This window comes from Microcoleus sp. MON2_D5, from assembly GCF_036701905.1.
In the GTDB taxonomy this organism is placed as follows: Bacteria; Cyanobacteriota; Cyanobacteriia; order Cyanobacteriales; family Microcoleaceae; genus Microcoleus.
Genome location: NZ_JAUBRM010000004.1, coordinates 126,349 through 146,587, shown reverse-complemented (window position 1 = coordinate 146,587; position 20,239 = coordinate 126,349). Strand labels below are relative to the sequence as shown.

14 protein-coding genes and 1 tRNA gene are annotated in these 20,239 nt (G+C 45.6%); 3 read left to right on the top strand and 12 right to left on the bottom strand.

What is annotated here, in order from left to right; translation table 11 throughout:
• Window positions 1-34: 34 nt before the first annotated feature.
• The gene (locus tag QUA47_RS02800) at window positions 35-1,894 is read right to left on the bottom strand and encodes an N-acetylmuramoyl-L-alanine amidase (protein ID WP_333429630.1); all 1,860 of its coding nucleotides are present in this window, start codon (window positions 1,892-1,894) and stop codon (window positions 35-37) included.
• Between the two features lie 169 nt (window positions 1,895-2,063).
• Window positions 2,064-3,749, bottom strand: a complete 1,686-nt coding sequence (locus tag QUA47_RS02795; RefSeq protein WP_333429629.1) for an NAD-binding protein — start codon at window positions 3,747-3,749, stop codon at window positions 2,064-2,066.
• 371 nt (window positions 3,750-4,120) lie between these two features.
• On the opposite strand from QUA47_RS02795, the gene QUA47_RS02790 reads away from it, so the two are divergent.
• Window positions 4,121-4,732, top strand: a complete 612-nt coding sequence (locus QUA47_RS02790; RefSeq protein ID WP_333429628.1) for a COP23 domain-containing protein — start codon at window positions 4,121-4,123, stop codon at window positions 4,730-4,732.
• A gap of 152 nt (window positions 4,733-4,884) precedes the next feature.
• Here QUA47_RS02790 and QUA47_RS02785 read toward each other — a convergent pair whose 3' ends face one another.
• Complete coding sequence (locus QUA47_RS02785; RefSeq protein ID WP_333429627.1) at window positions 4,885-8,808, bottom strand: cobaltochelatase subunit CobN; 3,924 nt, start codon at window positions 8,806-8,808, stop codon at window positions 4,885-4,887.
• A 209-nt stretch (window positions 8,809-9,017) separates the two neighbouring features.
• Between QUA47_RS02785 and cobJ the strand changes: the two genes are divergently transcribed.
• Together cobJ and msrA are read left to right on the top strand one after the other, a co-directional pair.
• Window positions 9,018-10,772, top strand: coding sequence for a precorrin-3B C(17)-methyltransferase (gene cobJ / locus QUA47_RS02780; protein WP_333429626.1), 1,755 nt, complete (start codon window positions 9,018-9,020; stop codon window positions 10,770-10,772).
• 107 nt (window positions 10,773-10,879) lie between these two features.
• A complete protein-coding gene (msrA, locus tag QUA47_RS02775; protein ID WP_333429625.1) occupies window positions 10,880-11,503 on the top strand; it encodes a peptide-methionine (S)-S-oxide reductase MsrA in 624 nt (207 codons plus the stop codon).
• 61 nt (window positions 11,504-11,564) lie between these two features.
• Here msrA and QUA47_RS02770 read toward each other — a convergent pair whose 3' ends face one another.
• The 9 genes from QUA47_RS02770 to QUA47_RS02730 all read right to left on the bottom strand — a co-directional run bounded on the left by QUA47_RS02770 (window position 11,565) and on the right by QUA47_RS02730 (window position 20,204).
• Entirely contained in the window at window positions 11,565-12,341 is a 777-nt protein-coding gene (locus tag QUA47_RS02770; protein ID WP_333429624.1) for a DNA polymerase beta superfamily protein, read from the bottom strand.
• A 45-nt stretch (window positions 12,342-12,386) separates the two neighbouring features.
• Window positions 12,387-13,337 (bottom strand): DNA polymerase beta superfamily protein, encoded by a 951-nt coding sequence (locus QUA47_RS02765; protein WP_333429623.1) that lies wholly within the window; start codon window positions 13,335-13,337, stop codon window positions 12,387-12,389.
• Between the two features lie 106 nt (window positions 13,338-13,443).
• Window positions 13,444-13,848: a putative toxin-antitoxin system toxin component, PIN family gene (locus QUA47_RS02760; RefSeq protein ID WP_333429622.1), complete on the bottom strand. Its 405-nt coding sequence runs from the start codon at window positions 13,846-13,848 to the stop codon at window positions 13,444-13,446.
• Entirely contained in the window at window positions 13,845-14,210 is a 366-nt protein-coding gene (locus QUA47_RS02755) for a hypothetical protein (RefSeq protein ID WP_333429621.1), read from the bottom strand. Before QUA47_RS02755 ends, QUA47_RS02760 begins: the two co-directional genes overlap by 4 nt.
• A 170-nt stretch (window positions 14,211-14,380) precedes the next feature.
• On the bottom strand, window positions 14,381-16,039 hold the full coding sequence (locus tag QUA47_RS02750) for a DUF262 domain-containing protein (protein WP_333429620.1): 1,659 nt from the start codon (window positions 16,037-16,039) through the stop codon (window positions 14,381-14,383).
• A 100-nt stretch (window positions 16,040-16,139) separates the two neighbouring features.
• Window positions 16,140-16,211 (bottom strand) — tRNA-Val (locus QUA47_RS02745).
• Window positions 16,212-16,336: 125 nt separating this feature from the next.
• Entirely contained in the window at window positions 16,337-16,549 is a 213-nt protein-coding gene (locus QUA47_RS02740) for a DUF2839 domain-containing protein (protein ID WP_333429619.1), read from the bottom strand.
• Window positions 16,550-16,614: 65 nt separating this feature from the next.
• Entirely contained in the window at window positions 16,615-18,123 is a 1,509-nt protein-coding gene (locus tag QUA47_RS02735; protein WP_333429618.1) for a helicase C-terminal domain-containing protein, read from the bottom strand.
• Between the two features lie 518 nt (window positions 18,124-18,641).
• Window positions 18,642-20,204 carry a pentapeptide repeat-containing protein gene (locus QUA47_RS02730; RefSeq protein WP_333429617.1) on the bottom strand — a complete coding sequence of 521 codons (1,563 nt, stop codon included), beginning with the start codon at window positions 20,202-20,204 and terminating at the stop codon, window positions 18,642-18,644.
• Between the last annotated feature and the right edge of the window lie 35 nt (window positions 20,205-20,239).

Below are 20,239 nucleotides of genomic sequence, written 5' to 3'. Positions count from 1 at the left end.
TTGGTAGAAGGACTTCAGTCCTTACTACTAACTGTTATTTGACAGAGGAAAACCATTCGGTAACACCTTGGGCGATCGCCTCGGCTAACTTCTTCTGTTCTGTTGGATTCACAATCCATTCAAACTCTTCAGGATTTATGAGAAATCCCAATTCCATTAAAACAGATGGAGCAACGGCAGGACGAGTCATGGCTAAGTTGTTCCAGAATACACCATAGCTCGGACGGTTCAACTTGGCAACTAAATAATTGTGCAAAAACATTGCCAAACTGTGGGATTGCGGGTGAAACCAGAAAGCGCCGACGCCTTTAGTCTTAATCGCGTCGCCGTTATCCGGCAAAGCATTGTAGTGTATCGAAAGTGCGATCGCAGGTTCTTCTTTTTGAATCATTTCCACCCTTGGTGGCAAATCCAAATCGACATCTTCTACCCGCGTCATTAGCACATTCGCGCCCCGATTTACCAATTCTTCTCGCACCAATTTCGACACAGTTAAAGCTACTGTTTTTTCTCTAATCCCCACTGGACTCACAGCACCTCCATCCTCCGGCCCGCCGTGTCCCGGATCGATCAGAATCTTAATTCCCGACAGCGGCTTTGCTTGCGAATTGGGCACCGCGCTTGTATTCGCAGGCGGGTGTTTTAAAGACAACACTAAAGTTGTGCCGTCGTATCTCAACTTGTAACCCCACTGTTGGGCGGATTTGAGATTAAAAGTGTATTGTACTTGCAGCGGCGATATTTGTTGCCATTCCAAACGCGAAATTACGGGGTCATCCTGGATGCGAATAATGTCAGTTTGAGCGGTAGTATTGTACAGAGTTAAAGTGAAAGTGCGTTCTCCTTCTTGCACAGTGACTGGGACGGGTATTTCTAAGGGAAATAAGACCTCTGTCCAGCCGGAAACTTGACGCGAACTGGCGCTGCGAATAATCGATCGCGGAGGCACTGCATCCTTGACAATTTGCACTTCTGATGCTTTAATCCAAGCACCGTAATCGAGTCTGAGCCATTCTCCCTCGCGCCCGATAACTGTTGCTCGCGTTCCCTTCGGCAGCGGTGTCATCCGAGAAAAATCTGTACTCGCGCCGGTTCGGGCAACGCCAGGATCTGCTGTTACTTCGGCTATTTCTAAGTCAGCCGGAGAAAGAATAGAAATCTTGCCAGTACCCTGCTGGCTGATAGTTTGATTATTCATTGTTAGCTCAAATACAGGCACTCCTAAATCCACTTTTTCCGTTTTTGGTAGCGAGGAGTTAGACTCATTTTCCGCCCTGACCAAGGAAGCATTAGACTCATTGCCTCCCCTTAGCAAGGGGGGGTTGGGGGGGGTTTGAGCGCAGCCTTGATACTGTTCGCTGCCGCTTTTTTTGATCGGGGAGTTTTCACCTAACAGTACAGATTTGTTGTCGGGTAGTTCGACTTGCGATCGCGCTTTTAAAGGAATAGTAACGCCCGCCAATTTTACTGAAACTTGAGCATTCGCAGGTGCGATCGCCCCAAAGCAAATATATTCCCCCGGCAAACTCGCCACATCGACTTTCGGCGTCAGGGAATCTTTAGCAAAAGCCAATCCTACAGGGACTTCCGGCTGATTAGACTCGCGCGTCACCTTAATTTTGACTTCCTGATTTTCGTAACGCAAGGTAAAGAGATTTTCGCCGAGTTGCAGCGGAAAAGTTGGGGCGAAATGCCCGGATGCGGTGCGCGAAATTTGGTTGCCATTTACTAACACTTGTCCCGGTGCGGGCGCTGTGCCGATTAAAAAGATGCGATCGGCTGTAGTTTTGTGGTTAGCGGGGGGATAAGCGACGAACAAAGGTTGAACCGCCACAGCGACAGAGGCGATCGCCATGATCATCCCAAACACAAATAATCCTAAAAATTTTCTCATTCTAAATCGCAACTAATTGACACTCTGTGGGTTATTTATACTAGAACTTGCCCTCATAAACCGGATTTCTGAGGATTAGCCGTAAGTCTTATTTACTAGACACGGCTCATTTTATCAGGTTTGTAGTTGCAATTGAGCGATCGCCAACATAAATTCCCGCGTCAAACCATTAAGTTTTAATTAATTCCGAGGTCGTTCTCCACAGTTGATCCAACCGATTCCCCGGCATCGTCAAATACAAAACATCCCCCGTACTCAAACAACAATTCAGTAAATCCCAGCCGTGGAGAGTTTGACACTTAGTTTCCACATAAAGAGGCACAAAATCCGCAGACTTAGCAGCATCTTGAATGCGCTGGCCGCAGAAAGGATGGTTTGGCGTAATCAATGTGGCCAAGCAAACCCATAGACTGTCAGCAGTCATTCCGTTGCCCAAAATTCTGCCTCCAATCGCCGCCGCCGCGAAAGCAGGAGCCGCCAATTCCGTCGGGTTCAAAACTCCTTCAAACTCAAAAACTTGCTGCACCATTAAAGCAAAATGTGGGTCTTGATTGCGGACAATAACTGATATTTTTGGTGCCAATCCTTTAGCGCTTAAGGCAATTTCGACATTAGACATATCGCTGCTAGTTACCGCCAAAAGTGCTGCAGCTTGCTTAACATTAGCAGCTTCCAGAGTTGCGGGCAAACTAGCACTTCCCTGAATGACCGGAATTTTCATTGAGCGAGCCGTGCTCAGAAATCGGCTGTTCGGATCTTGCTCGATCGCCACAATATCGTAACCGTTAGTGTGCAGTTCTTTAGCAATTTGGATGCCAATTCCTCCGAGTCCGCAAATAATGTAATGATTGCGCTGCGGCACTCGCGCCACATCCCAATATTCGGTAAAGCGAGTTCCCAATACATAATCGTTGAGCAGTGCGTAGCAGATGCCGATGATGCCCGCTCCAACTAACATCATCACAACTGTAAATAGCTTAATGCTTTCGGGAGCTTGTTCGGCTACTTTTTCATGGCCTCCGGCTCCGGTAATCATCCCTACTGAAAAATAGAGAGAATCGACAATTGAGATATTATCGTCAACACAAATATAGGTAGCAGTAGCAACGGCAATCATTGACAGCAGCGTCAATACAACAATTACTGCTGCTTGGCTGTGCTGCTGAAATCTGTGCAGCCTAGTTAATGTTTTGAGCAGTTTTTGAGTTAAAGTTTTTTGGGAGCTGCGGATAGTCGGCTGAGTGGCAACAATTAGCCGATCGCCCTGCTGACACTGCCGATCGGCAAGCACCGCCGATACTAAATCAGTTTTGTTAGCAGCCGGCAGATAATAAATCAACATTCGCGATCGATCGTCCCACAAATCGCTCAGTTTGCGATTTTTCCAAGGATGTGTTTCATCGATATATTCTTCGTGAATCGGCCAAGTGCGATCGAACAAACGCAACTGTCCGATCGCCTGACTTCCGAGAGCCGCAAAGGCAAAAACCGGAGCCGCCAACGATGAAACGCTCATGGAAGTGTGATCGGGCAAAGTGTGGTCAATCCTGTCGCCCAAGCTAGTATTGAACAATCTGTTGATGATGCGAATCTGAGGATTGAGAATCCTCGCCTGCATCAAAATTGCCAAATTCACAGCATCATCGTCTGCTGCAATTACTAAAGTGTGAGCGTTTTGAATGCCAGCCGCCAACAAGGTAGAAGCTGCTTGCAAATTCCCGACAACCACATCAGAAGTTTCGCCGCGAATTGGGCGATCGCTAATACCAACCACAATCGCTCCTTGCTGTCTCAACAAACAAAAAATCTTGTGTCCCGTGTGGCCCAACCCGCAAACAATGATTCGAGGTTTCATAAAAATTTATTGGCCAGCCAATTTCGGAGCTGTCCTTGTAGTTTTACTTACCATTGTTGACTGCCCAGGCTTTGCAGAATGTAGCTAAAAAGACTATCTAGGAAACTTGTGCCGCCGTAACCTGGAAGTGTTGAAACAAGGACACGAGACTGCCGTCTCCCTAAAGCCGCGTTCCCAAGTTTTGAAACAAGGACACAGCAGTGCCCTGTACCTACAGATATGAGGTGCAACTAACCTAATTTAAGATTTGAAAAATATCCGGGTGCGACACCCAACCAGCAGAAATTGAATAGGTAGGGACATGACACTGCCCTGTCCCTACAACTATGACTTCCTACATAAATTTAGCTGCCTTAGCGGCAGGAGTTATTATGAAATTGACTGCACCCTTATTAGCATCCGCTTTAGTGTTCGCCGGTACTGTCGCCTTTGCAAGCCAAGTGCAAGCAGCTAGCAGCAACTCTTGGAATAGCACGAGAACAACATTTCAGTGCGTTACTTCCGGCCGAAATTTTGTCACAATTGCACGGCGGGGAAATGTCACGACCGATCCAATGATTCTTTGGAAATCTACCGAGTTCGGCCGCGAATATACACCTTGGCAGCGCTGCCAAATTGTTTCCAATAGATTGACCAAAGCTGTTGCCCAGAATGGCGGAAGATTGAGCAACTTGCAGTTAACAACAGGAATTGTTAATAACTTGCCCGTAGTTTGTTACGTGAACGGACGGGGGCGCTGCAACTCTCAAAATCTGCTGTTCACCCTTGACAAGCGAAATGCTAAAAATCCCGGTGATGCCTTAACGAGATTGATTAATTTTGCCCAAGACGGCAGCGGGCCCGTGACAGTGTTTAGAACCGGAGCTCCATCGTCTGCACCGCAGTTTGTTCCCTTTGGAGATATGGTCGATCGAGCTTTTAATTCTCCAAACAATAAACCGTCAGTTCCCGTAGCAAAACCGCAGGGCGATCGAGGTATTTAATCTCCAATTCTACTCGTTATCTACTCGTTACCAGGCTCTGCCTGGTAACACCGATCCGGAGGCTCTGCCTCCAATTTTCATGGAAGCTGGCGAGGCAGAGCCTCTGAATATCGGTTCCCAGGCAGAGCCTAGGAACCAGTTAACTAAAAAAACTACACTGTCACCCCTTCTATTTTCTCATCAGTCAACTCGTACAACTCGCGCAACTGCTGCAACTTATCCGCATCCGGCAGCCAAAAACCCCGCCCGTTAGCCTCCAACATTCGCCCTACAATATTGCGAAAAGCTTCAGGATTTGCCTCCCGCAACTTCTTCGCCATCTCTTCATCCAAAGCATAAGTATCAGCCGCCTGATCGTAAACCCAACTATCAGTAAAATCAGCCGTTCCGCCCCAACCAATTAACGCCGTCATCCGCTGCGAAATTTCATAAGCGCCGCCAGAACCTTGATTTGCCATCGCGTTAGCCCACTTAGGATTTAGCAACTTAGTTCGATATTCCAAGCGCAGCAAATCTTCTAAATTGCGAGGCGTGGTATCCTTGGAAAAACTTTCGACAAAACTCGTGTTAACCTTTTTACCGCGCTGCTTTTCTGCGGCTTTCTTCAAACCGCCAGTATTCGCATAATACTCTTGAATATCAGTCAAACCGTATTCAACCGAATCAATTTCTTGAATTATGCGATCGCACCCTTGCAACAACTGAGTCAAAACCTCCGGTCTCGCTTCCCCCTTATCCTTTCTCCCGTAACTAAAAACATTGCGACTTTCCCAAGTTTTCCCCAACTCATCCCCCGATTCCCAACTACCATCAACAACCCGATCGTTAACCAAAGAACCAAAATCCCCAGCCGGATTAGAAAACAACCTTGCCGAATAATTCTGCACACCTTGTCCCTGCAAAATTAAAGCGTGTTTGCGAATAAAATTCTCCGATTCCGGTTCATCAGCATCCGCCGCCCGCACGAACAAATCATCCAACAATTCAATAATATTCACAAAGCTATCTCGGAAAATACCCGAAAGATTTCCCAACACATCAATCCGGGGATGACCGACATCAGCTAACGGTTTTAATTCATAGCGAACAATGCGGCCAGTACCTTCTTTAAGAGGTTCAGCCCCCACCAATTCTAGCAGAATTCCAATAGATTCGCCCCGAGTCTTAATCGCATCCAAACCCCACAACATCACCGCCACAGTCTCAGGATATTTATCATGTTCCTCAAGGTGCTTCTCAAGAATTTTCCGAGCAATTTCGCGCCCCCTTTCATAAGCCGCCGGAGAAGGCATCCGATAAGGGTCTAAAGCGTGAATATTCCGACCAGTTGGCAACACCCCAGCCCCATCCCGCAACAAATCCCCACCCGGTGCAGGCAGAATATATTCCCCATTCAAACCCCGCATAAGATTAGTCAACTCATCCGTCGTTTGCAGCAACAAATCCCGCACCAACAAACCCTCCTCAAAAACCCCATCTAACCCCTCTTTCTCTTCTTCTATGCGCCCTCTGCGCCTCTGCGGTTCATTTTCTTCAAAAACCAGTTTTTGCACCTGTTCCCGTGATAACTTCTCCCCAAAATAAGCCTCAAGATAAGAGGTCATTTCCTCAGAATTAGGCGGTTCCCCGAGAACGTGCAAACCCGAAGAAAACAAGCGACATTCCACCACCTGCAAATACTCGTAAAGCTTCACCAAATAGCGGTGAAAAGCATCAGCACTGAACATTGCCACAGTCTCAAAACTAAAAGCAATACCCAACTCGCGAGCCTCCTCAAACGGACAATCAGCCTCCAAACCGCTATCTAAAATTTTCTTGCAAATAGCCTCTTTCAGCACATAATTCTTTGCCGTATCTTCCCGATATTCGGCAATCAAATCCCGCAAAGCCATCAATTCCTTGTACAAGCCCGCGCGGCCGTAGGGCGGCACGTTGTGAGAAATCAAAACACCGTAACCGCGCCGTTTTGCTAACATCGATTCCGAGGGATTGTTGGCGGCATAGATATAAAGATTCGGCAAACTTCCCAACAAAATATCCGACCAAGAATAGCCAGTATTTCCCAGAGGAGATCCCGGCAACCATTCAACAGTTCCGTGCATTCCGAAGTGAACCACAGCATCAGCTTGCAAATCATTTTGCAGCCACTTGTAAAAAGCAGCGTATTGAGGGTGAGGTGTCAAATCGCGATCGAACATTAAGCGCATCGGATCGCCCGAAATTCCCAGCGGCGGCTGCAAACCTATCCAAACATTCCCCAGTTGAATGCCACCGATTAGGAACTCGTCGCCGTCTGTCTTAATGCCAGTACCAGTCAGAGATTCCCACTGTTTTTCGATACGACTTGTTAACAGATAGCCCAGCCATTTTTCTAAAGTTTTGACATTAACAGTCTCTTTTGTGGTACGGGCATCTTGCCCGTCACAAGTAGGTTCATCCGCCTCTTTCACCCTGCGAATTAACTCCTCACCGTCAGCCGGAATTTCTCCAACTGTATAACCTGCTGCTTGAAGTTTGTGCAGGAAATTCAACAGCGATTTTGGTACATTTAATAAAGCAGCCGTACCAGCCGCACCGTAACCGGGAGGAAACCCGTAGAGAATAATCGCAATTTTCCTTTCAGATGGCGGAGTGTGGCGCAATTTCACCCAATTGTTAATTCTACTTGTCAGGCGTTTCGCGCGATCGGGCACCAGATAAATATCCTCACCCACCAAACCGCCCAGGGGAACAGGATCGATCGCGCCATCCAACTCAGGCAAAGCATACAATACCACACTTTGCAAACCTCCAATCCCCTGACGAGTCCAAGAATGGATATCCTGAATCAGCAGAGGTGCAGACACAAAATAAGGTACATTTTTAGCAGTTAAAATGCGCTTAGCAACTTCCACCTGCCTCCCACCCTCCATCGAACCAGCAGGCCCGCCAACCAAAGGAAAGCCAATAGTAGAAACAATCGCATCAACTTCCACAGCATCTTTAGAAAGCGAAAGAGTTTCAATATTGCCTTGTTTTCGCCGCGCAGTTTCATCAGCAGTCGTCATCCAATCCCGCACCGCCACATGGCCTTCAACGCCATTGATAAAAATCGGCAAAGGCACAATTCCCGCATCTTCAAAATAGCGAATTAATTGAGGAATATAAGGCTGCTTGGTTATAACGTGTTTGCGGTAAAGCAAGATGCCCACAACTGGGGATTTTACTTGCTTGAAATTAGGGAACCAATGGGTTCCAAATTTTGTGGAACGGGCATCTTGCCCGTTAGAAACCTGGTCATAATTTTCCGACAAATTAGTCTCAAATTTTGTGGAACGGGCATCTTGGCCGTTATAATCCTTTCTATCAAGATGTCTAGCCTCTTTTGTGGAACGGGCATCTTGCCCGCCCCTAGCACTTTGATTACCGAGATACCAATCCAAATATTGCCGAGGCGATTCAAAATAACCATTATAATCGGGATGCAATAAACCCATATTGGGAGTTTCCACAGGCGGGGGAATTTCTGCAACCTTCAGCCCCAAATACTTTTCAGCAATAATCCAAAACATCGAGACAACATTATCCGCCCCGCCCGCATTCCAGTAACCATAAATAATCAGCCAGTTTCGCAAATCCTGCACTTTTTGCACCGGCACATACTTTAATAACTTCGGCCCAACCTTCAAAAAGCTGATGTAACCAGCCAGCTTATCTTCTTCTCGCCCATTGCTGAACTTATCCAGAATAAACTTAACCGGCTTCGGCATTCCCTTCGGCTTGTCGCCAATTTTAAAAGCACCGATTTGAGTAAGACTCATCAATTCCAAAGCAGACTCAAAAACCAGGCGAATCGGGATATGTTGCACCCTTTCTCGCAGCCACATTACCGCATCGTAATCAAACAACAAACTCCCGAAAAACACATCAGCATTCGAGAGGGCAGCCGCTACAGCGTCCGGTTCATCTACGAGGGCGCGATCGCTAAAAACGCGCACTTCCAATCCCTGACAGCCGCCAACAGCCAACTCGGCAGCTTTCCGGTACAAATCAGCATTAAAAGATTCAAACCCTGCAATTAAGACAATACGTTTCACAGCCCTACCTCGAAATATTTGCTTCTTTTAATGATAGACTAATTGCAGAAAAGCACAGGCAAGATGCCTGTGCCACTTCCAGACAGAACAACACAAAAGATAAACTTCTTCCTTCTCTTTCTTCGCGCCCTTCGCGCCTTCGCGGTTCGTCAAATCTAAGAAAATATTAAAATAATCAGACCAATCCAAACACAAGCATAATTAAAACAGTGAATCGAATTCCTCCCGCAATAGTTATATTAGGTCAAAACAGCCAGCCGATCGCCAAAAAAATCTCCGCACATTTCCCCGGTTCCCAGATTTACGGTTTAATCGATCGCACTTCCGACACAGACATCAACTTTAGCAACTTCGGCGAAACATTGCGGGAATTATTTGCAACAGAAACCCCAATTATCGCCATCTGCGCCGCCGGAATAATCATCCGCACCCTCGCCCCGCTGCTGTCAGACAAACGCGCCGAACCGCCAGTTTTAGCCGTCGCAGAAGACGGAAGCGCCGTCGTACCGCTGCTGGGGGGTTTGCACGGCGTTAATGATTTGGCCAGAGAGATTGCAGCCGCCCTAGGCGTACAGCCTGCAATTACCACCACCGGAGATATCCGGTTTCGCACCGCGCTGCTGAGTCCTCCCCAAGGCTATTCTTTGGCGAATCCAGAGGACGCGAAGACTTTTATTTCAAATTTGCTCGCCGGGGCCAAAGTACGCCTAGAAGGGGCTGCAAGCTGGCTTTCCGAGAGCAATTTGCCGATCGCCCCCGACGCCCAATTAACTATCCGCGTCACCGAAAAAGCAATTGCGCCCGCGCCAGATTGCTTGATTTACCATCCGCAAATTGCAGCAGTTGCACTCGCGAACCTATCGAATATTCAGCCAGAAATAGCCCTGTATTGCGTGCAGGAATTACTGGCCCAAACAAATTTAGCAGCAGCTTCTGTTGCTGGATTTTTTGCATTAAAACATGAGATGGGAAATCCGGCACTTGAAGCACTTTCACAATATTTTAAAGTCCCCGTCCGCTTTTTCAATCTCTCCGAACTTGTGGAATTAGACTCAATTGAATTCATCGAAAATAAGGCTGCACAAATTGCCCTGACAGCAGCAGGTGCAAACAGTCAGTTAATCGAATGCGATCGCACTTTATCCGTGAATTGCGCGCTCGCCCTGGCCGCCGAACCCATAAATGCTAGCGCGATCGGAATTAGCCGCGGCAAACTCGCGATCGTCGGTACCGGCCCCGGAGGCGCGCCCTGGATGTCCCCGGAGGTTAAGGAAATTCTGCGCGAAGCCACGGATTGGGTGGGTTACAAATTCTATCTCGACTTAGCCGGAACCCTGCGGGAAGGACAAAAGCGGCACGATTCCGACAACCGCGAAGAGATCGATCGCGCCCGTTTTGCCCTAGATTTAGCAGCATCAGGTCAATCTGTAGCTGTGGTTTCGTCGGGAGATCCGGGTATTTTTGCCATGGCGGCGGCGGTGTTTGAGGCGATCGACTTTGACGCCAAACCCGAATGGCAAGGCATCGATATTCGGGTGGCACCGGGCATTTCAGCCATGCAGGCGGCCGCTGCTGCGATCGGAGCACCCCTCGGACACGATTTTTGCGTGATTTCGCTTTCGGATATTCTCAAGCCTTGGGAGGTCATTGAACAGCGGATTGCGGCCGCTGCGATCGCAGATTTCGCGATCGCATTTTACAATCCGATCTCGAAACAGCGGATTTGGCAACTCTCAAGGGCGATCGAGATTTTGTTGCAAAGTCGCGATCCTAAAACCCCCGTCATATTGGGGCGAAACCTCGGCCGGCCGGGTCAATCTGTGCGTGTTTGCACCCTCGGCGAATTCCAGCCGCAAGACGCCGACATGAGAACTTTAGTGATTGTCGGTTCGAGTCAGACTCGGATTATTCCCCGCAAATATGGAGATGTTTGGGTTTACACGCCGCGCAGGTACGAAAAATAAGTCTAAGTGATTTGTCAAAAACAACATTTCTCTCTTATCTCTTTCTCTGCGCCCTCTGCGCCCTCTGCGGTTAATAAAAAAAATCTTCTTCACACAACCCGCCACCAATGAACACTAAATTACCAGAAACAATAGAAACAGCTACTTTTGGACTTGGTTGTTTTTGGTCTCCCGACGCGCAGTTTGGAATTATCGAAGGAGTCGTGCGAACTCGCGTCGGTTATGCGGGCGGGACTACAGCCAACCCGACTTATCATAACATAGGGAATCATATTGAAGCGGTCGAAATAGATTTCGATCGATCGCAAATTTCCTATGCAGAACTGCTAGAGATTTTCTGGAGAAGTCACAATCCCCGGCAATCTCCTAGTTGGTCTCGCCAGTACATGGATGCGGTTTTCTATCGCACTGAATCCCAAAAGCAATGTGTGGAACTAAAACTCGATCGCGAAAAAGCTAATGGCGGCGAAATTTATACATTAATTCAGCCTTTGACCCAGTTTTATTGGGCTGAGGATTACCATCAAAAATATTATTTGCGTCAGGAACCGGAACTGATGCAAGAATTCGATCGCACTCAGTTTGTTAACTCCACTGTAGCAGCAAGAGTCAACGGTTATATCGCTGGTTTCGGCAGTTTTTCAAATCTCGAAGGGGAAATTAGAGATTTTGGTTTGTCTGCCGCCGGATGCGAGAAGTTAGAGAAAATAGTCTCCAGAATCCGACATTAAATTTTACCAAACTCTTGTGGGCTGGGCGTCCCGCCCGTCCGCAGCAATACGCACCTTACGACTAATTAGACGTGGAACAGCTTAGAGATGACATTCTCACCTTAATCAATAGTTCATTGAGTGGAACTTTTGCATCCGAATTTGACGGCAAATGACTTGTACTGCTTGCATCTACCAATATATTAACCAGTCGAACGCGCTCTTGTCGATAAAACTCGATCTCAGCATCTTCCAGCACCGATTTTTCCTCCCCGCCGAGCTTTCTCGCAATCAAATCGGGAATGTACGACAACTGAAATTTTTCATTTAGTTTTACCAAATTTGCCTCTACCTCCCCCGTTTGCATCAAATGAATCCCAGTCAGCAACACCCGGTAAACATACAGCAGCGGTTTCACCCGGCGCGGCTGTTCTTTCTCAAACAATTTCCACTGATTGTGAGCAAAACCGAGATAGTGGTGGCTGTGATGCTTGGTGATGCAGTTCGAGGCGAGCTCTTTTAATTCCTCGTGTTCCTTTGTACTGTAAACTATCAGCGGCGAATACAGTTGTTCTAGCACGTAGCCGTTGCGTTTCAACAGCAACTCAAAAAATTTCTTGATGTCGTGAGTTACTAAATCGAGTTGCATTCCATCCCGAACTTCAGAAACTTCGATTGTTTCTTCTCCAGAAATTAGTCCAATTACTTTCGGTAGTGGCAAAATGTGTACTCCCCGCAAGTCGAAGTCAGAATCTGCGGAAGGAAAGCCGTATAAGTGCGAACCGCTGACAGTCGCAAACAGCAGCCGGTAAGGTTGAACGGAGACAATTTGGGCGAGATTCGAGATGTATTCTGTCATTTATTCCAGTCCATGCAGGCGGGCTTTGTTTCACCAGAAGGGATTTCAAGATCCGATTTCGATCGCACCTCTACGAGATTTAATCAAAAATAGGTTCGCTTTCTCGTAATTAGGACGTTCTGGCAACTTAGTTGCAGCAAAAGCGCGATCGAACTCACCGTGCAAGCTCAACCGCCAGCGATTCACCTCATCCCACGATATTTCTTGGTTGCGGATAGATAAAAGTTGCGATCGATAATCCTGCACCCGAACAGGCACAAACCCCTCCTTGAGCACCGTAATTCCTGACAGCAGCAAGCGAATTAAGTGCATGGCGTGCTTCCAACGAATTTCTCCGGTATTGCGGAGGTCTTGCTCCATTTTTTTAAATTGAGACAAAACGTAGCTATTGTAAGTTTGGTAAACCAATTGAGAAAGAAAGATTTCCCGAATTTCCAGCAATTCTTGTGCGACAGGAGAAAGAGTTTCTACTAAAGGGGTGTACAAACATTCTAGCACATTTGGATTAGCTTTTAGTGCCAAAATCAAAAACTTTTGCAGTTCCCAATAGCATTCCTGATTTTCCTTATTTTCCAATTGTTCTGGAATGCCGTAAAGCGACCAATGAAGTATTGCGGGCGGCAGGTAAATCCCGCGTCTGTCTGTATCGGATTGCTCGTTATCAAGACCATAAGCTCTCGAACCAAGAATGCAGCGGTAAATTACAGAATCATAGAGGTTGTATTCTGCAAGAAAATCTCCTCCTGACTGCAATCCTTCGCTCTGAAACTGCTTGCGGATGCTGAGTTCGTGCCGCTGCAGACTAACTTCTGTTCCGTCTGGGAGTTTGACTAAATATGCGTGGGAATTGTCCGTAGGCGATTGAACGATGACGCCTACTAATCCCGGTTTCCAAGATTGGTCACTGGCGGGGTTTTTGACCTCGATTCTGGTGACAATTTGGGTTCCTGTGGGTAGGATTAAGTTGAAATTTTGAGGAATATTGGCATTTGCCATGAGGAAACCTCCTGCGGGGGCACGAGCTACGATATTAGTGTAGCATAGATGTAGTATAGAAGTGAAGTTTTGGGCGATCGGCTGTTTTGACCTTGTTGAAGAGTGTCTAATTCACGATCGATTCTGCAAACATAGAAACAGAAATAATTAACGTATTCTCTAAACTCTGAACTTCAGTAAAATCGCGATCGCCTGTAATTAAAAAATCAGCATTAGCAGAGAGTGCACAAGCAATAAACTTAGCATCTTTTTGATCTCTCGGGAAATCAATTTCTATAGAGACATCAATGAGTTTGGTTGAACATTGAATCAAATCCAACCATCTTTCTTTCTGAACATCTGTTAATTTTAGTTTTCGTCTACTTAATACCTCCAGATACTCTGCTAAAATTTCTTCTGACACTACCCATTCATAATCAGGTTGATTGATAACCCAGGTAATAACAGAAGCTGGTTTTCTTCCAGCAATCGCCGCAGATACTAAAATATTAGTATCTATAACAACTCTCATTCTCCTCTCCGATAAGCTGCAATTTCTTCGGCAATTTCTTCATCAGTTAAAGGATGATCCGCGTGTAAAGCCTGGGTTTCTTCACATAAGTTGCTAAAATCTTCAGCTAAAGCTTGTTTGTGCAGATCGGGCTGATAACTCTTCTTAAGTTCTCGGCTGATTTTGATTTTTTCTGCTAGTAAATCTTGTGCAGTTTTTCCTGAAAGAATCGTTACTACTTGCCGAGGTTGATTAAGATGCTGTTTTTCTGACAAAGCTTTTAAAGCATCAGTAATTACCTGATCGGGGGTTGTATATTTCCCTGTCTCTAAGTGTTGTTGCAGTAAATTTTCTTGTTCTGAGTTCAGAATTATTTGGATCATAACTTTGCCTCTATGCCTCTATAGGGATTGGTATAAAAATGGTAAAAACAAAGAGAGTATCAGGCATTAAACAAGAATAAAATTGGTGGCAGTTTCAAGAAGCAGGAGATGCCTCGCATTGCCATTTCTGTCGATTTGGTGGATACAGGGAAGGTGATAATATAATCTCACTATTCGACAAATTTAAATTCACTCATAAAACTAAAAAGTGATGCTATTTCTGTTACATTCTGCACATTTTCGGTTCGGCCACCACTAACATCAATATATAATTTTTTAGAATTTGAATTTTCGATACCAAGTGGCTTAAACTTCTTTAGTTCTCTATTTGATTTATCACTCAACTCCATATGAGTTCCAACAAAGCTTAAAGAAGCTAATCGACTGATTGAGTATTCATCTTCTTTAATTCTATCCACTATAAAATCTATAATGATCTCAATAGCCTCTAATATATTATCAGATTCATAGAGCGAACCACTCAGATAAAATTTTGTAGGCGAATTCACTGTAGTTCTTTTTCTTGGCTGTATTTCTTTCTGGGTAAGGGATGGAGAAGAACATCTATGGTAAAGCATCCCATCTACAAAATCTGCTTCATCAATTGTTTCAATTCTTTTATCTGAAAAACTACATATTGGATTAGAGTTAAACAGTTGTCGCTTCAGCTTTAGCTTTTCATAATATGAGTGCGAATTTTCGATAACTTGACTCAGCTTATTTTTCCAAATTCCTATACGTTCATTTAGTGTTGAATCAGTCCTCTGTGAAACTGCATCTATAAAATTACGATCATAAGAACATATATCAAGAAATGCTTCATAGATAATGTCAGTTTTGTTCTGTATATCGGTTATTCTATAATCAACAAAACCTTGCATTTGAACATCGAAAATAGCTTGATTAAGAAGTGGAGAAAACTGAGCTTTATCGGTTTTAACGCTAAAATTTCTAAACTGTTTCTCGTTGAAGGTGATTTTAACCATTCGTAACACTTTCTCAAATAAAGATTGAAGCTCCTCGTTGGCTCTTAAATTTACTTGTGGCAACAAGTTTTTATCCGCATTAGGTTTTCTTCGCCTCATATAATTATTAAGCGTTTCACCTCTCGCTTCAGGATATTGCTTTGATTCTGGCTTGTAAAGTTCATAAAAAGCAAAAAATCTTAGAATTAGTTCAACATCAAGCATCCTGTTTGGATCTGGCTTGCCTTCTCTTACTGGCTTGAACTTAGGAAAAGGTGATAATAATTCTCTGTATAAGATAGAATGACTACAATGATTTAAAAAATCATTGAATTCACCATGAAACATACAATTTCTTAATTCTTGTGAATTAAGAGAAACTGAGCCTTGATTAAGTCGTCCAAAAACTTCAAATTGTATTTCAGGCTGTGTCCCAGTTTCAATAACAATTGTATTGATTTGACGCTCTAAAAAAAGGCTGCTGATTTTCGGTGGTAGAGACGTATAAGTAAATTGGTTTAGGTCGGGTAACGTTATAAGATTTGTTAACTTCAAAGTTCCGTTACTAAAATGCGCCAAAGTGGTTAGTCGTTGAACTCCATCAATTACTTCACACAATCTTTCATCTTTTTCTTCATCAAACTTTTCAAGTAAAAATATAGATGGAATTGGCACATCCATAAAAACCGATTCAATAAAACGACATTGCTTAGGGATATCCCAAACAAAAGTTCGTTGGTAGGATGGTACAACAATTTTTCCGCTCTGAAAGTCCTTAATCAAGTCTTTGACTGAGCGAGTTATAGATTTTTGCAAAACTCTGGCTTTTTGTAAGCTTTCAACAAAGTCATTTCCAATAGCCATTATTATTTCTTGGGGTAATGGATGCTGTAAAAACTATATAAAAGCGGCGCAACCTTAAATCTGAGCTGTGAAAAATGTTGGTTAGTTTTAGTGAAAAATATGGGCAATACAGGATTTGAACCTGTGACCCCTTCCGTGTGAAGGAAGTGCGCTACCACTGTGCTAATTGCCCGCAGATAATTAATATACCATACCAAGTCAAAATTCGCAACTAAAATTTTCCTAAAAATTCAGCAGCTTGTTTCCCAGTTAAACTCGACACAATGCCAAGAATACAGGCATTTGTCGAGTCTGGCATCAGTTAACCTGCCACCAACCCGCCGCTGGGCCGACAAATCGCACTAACACCCACCAAGCCACCAAAATGCTAATCCCGATCCAGCTTCCGCGACTTGTCCACTTGACAAAATCTTCGCTTTGGGTTTTCGTGATTGGCAGCCAGGAAACGATGCGTTCTTCTTTACCGTATTCGTCGCCGATCGCCTCTTTGCGACGCTTAGATTCACCCATAATCTTTGTCTACTAAATTAGATTTCAACTGGATACCTAACCAAATTATACGCCAACAGGTCATCTCAAGCCTGCGTCAGCCAAGTTGTATCCAAATAATCAATCCTCGCAAAAGGACTCAAAGCCGCTAAAACCTGCTGTCCGTAACTGCGGTGAATTACCCTGCTGTCAAAAATCGCCACAACCCCTTGACGTTCTCGCACCGGCGCGATCGCCCGCTGCAACTCATTGAGCGCCGCCGGCAGCAAATACAACCGAAACCAATCCTTGCGCCGTTCCTTATAATAAGCCACACGCGCCGTCACCAAAGGATTCTCCAAAGAAGGTAGCGGCAAAGTTGCGATCGCCAGCAAGTGAGGCGCCCTCAATTCCCCCTGATGTTCCCGCCAAAACTCCCACCCAGTCACCAAAATCGCATTCTCGCCCACATCTGTTTTTTCTACCTGCACCCGAGAACCGAACTCAGAAGCCAAAATCGCCGCCAGCCGAGCCCTCAGCGGTACATCACCAACTATCAGCACAGTTAAACCCGCCACCGACGCGCTCATCAACAGCAAAGTCCGAATTTCTTCAATTAAAACACCCTGAAATTCCGGCGTATTCGGCAGCGGCAGCCAGTTGGGAATGTACAGTTGAATTAATTCACTTTGTCGATCGGGCGAAAACTTAACGCTCGTCAATTCTGGAAGCCCCAGCATTTCCCGGAAAATCGGAGCCTTCGGTTCCACATCCACCGCCCCACCAATCAACACCACCGGCTGATCGTCCCAAATTTTGCTCAAAACCTCCCCCACCTGCACCGGCGCGCAGTAAAGAGAAAATGACCCAGCCTCCCGATGAATTTGCGCCCACCGCAGTTTTCCGTTTGCTTCCCACCGCTGCCAAAAATTGCTCCAAGCAGCCGGAATTAGGGGGTTTGGCTCGATTTTTTCAAACAGCCCCTGCAAAATATTTTGCTCTGCCGTTTCCAGCAAATAGCACTCCTCTGGTTTCGCCGGATGCCGAAAGAAAGCCCGCGTTAGCATTACCCGCCCTTGGAGGATTGCATCGGCTTCCAAAGGCTGAGATTGCATTAAATCATTCCAATCAGCCGGTTGCAAACCCGCCGTCAATTGCTGGCGCGTCCAAACTTCCAAGTCATCCACACCGTCGATAATTGTCGGAATATTCCTGTGAAGTTGCGAATTCCCCGCCAAGCGAGCCGCCAGCCAAGACTCTGGATCGGCTAGCATCAATCCTCGCCCCGTGGCACGATCCGAATAAGTCTCGATCGACCCCTCTGTTTGCAGCCACTCTTGCAAACGCGGAATTTCCACAGCTCTCAAATGCTCGATCAGCGGTGTCGGCGCCACTAAAATCACAGGCTCCGGCCACATCAAAACCGGCATCAAATAGCTGACTCGATACCGCTGTCGGTAAGCTCCAGCGGGAAGCCCTGTTTGGATCAGAGCGCTGCGCCCCAAGCGCAAAGCCCGCGCCACGAGCCGCGCCATCGTTAAATGGTGTGGCCAGTGCGGCTCGGAGTGCGATCGCAGGAAGCGGAGCAATGAGTTGTGGACTTCTACCTCAATCAATCGGTTTTAAAATTGACATTTCTCACTCAACTTGACACTCCCCTGGCTGAAGCCGAGAGGATTCTTAATTCAGCGACTGACCTTAAAATGTTCTGTCCTCACGGCAATACTTAAACTTTTCAACCGTGGAGTACCACCAATTGACGAGTCCAATTCAGAAACACCCCAGCGGATCTATCTCCAAAAGCGTACTAGAATATTTATCTAGAGTTTGGGTATGCCCTACCCTACTTAACAATTCCCAGTAGACAAGTTTATGTTTGCTGGATTGAAACCTACATTTTCGGTTTCGGCTGTTTAGAGTGTTTTCGCCGCACTTTGTCCCCCAGTTCATGTCTAAAAGTGTGTCTCATGTCCTGTTTCACTATGACAAAGGAGTTTAACCTTGACTGTCTTAGTCTACCATATTGTCCCGTCTTGTCCAACTTTTTAAGAAAGTTTTTTGAATTAAACAGATTGGATTTTAGATTCAGGATTGAGGTAAAGAGAACAGGCAGGATAAATCCTGCAACGCCCTTTCATCCCCGGACTGAATTCACGGGGTTTTCAGGGTATTCCTTATAATCAAAACTGGCAAGAAAATCAACTACTTTTTGACCGAGAGGCAAACTGAATTTACTCGGCTGATGACTTGCACCTCCCTTCCCAAAATTCCCGTGAGAATTCACCATCAAACTTTCCTGTCCCGAACTAATTAAAATTGTTTGGGTAGGTGACTCAAAAAACTTTGTTGGCTGACTAACCCGTGATATATTAGAGAGCAAATCCATCAACTCATTTAACTTATTTGTAGCTGTACTCAATGCTTTACGCAACTGCACTATGCGTTTCTCCTCCAAATTTTGACTTTCGATATTTTTGCCGATAACCATAATATTTCTCTGAGTTTGTACAGCATCCTTAAAAGGAATAATCGCTAAAAAAGCTGCTGGCAATAAATGCTCATCGCTCTCAAATCTAAAAGTTAGAGTTGTGCGGCGGTAGCCGACTTCAATATTAGGAGGAAAATTCATTGCCCGGTAATGCCGAGCTATTTCGCTGTAAACTGTGGCTAAAGTGCTGTTTGCTGAGTAGTCTAAAAGTGCGTCAACCACAATTTGCACTAACCCCGGCGTGTGGTTTAAAAATTTTCTCGATTCTGACGGCGAATTAAATTGTTGAATCTGAGTGCGATCGCCTGCGGGGCTGAGGTCAACCCACTGGCAAGTAATATCCTCTGCAATGATACCACACCGAGGAACCAAATACAGTTTTGCTCCTGTTAAAGTTGCTCCCCTCAAATCAGCGCCCACCCAATCTGCATTAATCAAATTTGTTTCTGTCAAATCAGCGTGAACGAAACTAGCATTTCCTAAATTAGTATTTCTTAAATCTGCTCCGTTAAGGTTAGCTCCGCTCAATTTAGCACAGCTCAGATCGGCGCCGTTGAGGTTAGCTCCCGTCAAATCAGCCCATTTGAGGTTAGCTCCACTCAAATTGGCACTGCTGAGATTCACCTGTTGCAACGAAGCTTGTCTCATATCGGCATTGCTCAAATTGACGCCGCTAAGTTCTGCTTTCGTCAAATCTGCGCCGTGTAAGTTAGCTTCTTGAAAGTTAGCTGAAGCAGCCGAAGCACCTCTGAGATTTGCACCGGAAAGATTAGCACCGCACAGGTTAGCTTCCGTCAGTTTTACCTCTCTTAAATCTGCTTCAGTCAGGTTTGCGCCGCTGAAGTTAGTTTTGCTGAGTTCGCAGCGGACTAATTCGCTTCTAATCAGGGATGCTCGGATTAATTGAGCTGCACTTAAATCGGCTCTCACTAAGTTTGCTACGTTGATAGTAGCCCCGTTTAAGATTGCCCGCGAAAGATTAGTGCTACTGAGTCTCGCCACATTCAGGTTAGCTTCGCTCAAGTTAGCGTCGCTCAAGTTAGCGCCGCTGAGGTTGGTTACAAATAAGCTAGCCCGCCTTAAAATTGATTGGCTGAGGTTGATGCGGCTGAGATTAGCTTCATTCAGGTTGATTCCTGTGAAATCTCTGTCACCTTCTGTGTATCTCTTGACGAGTGCAAATCGTTTGAGCAGTTCTTCAGCTTCCATTTTTTTCTTTAATGAAATGGCAATTGGCTAACTTT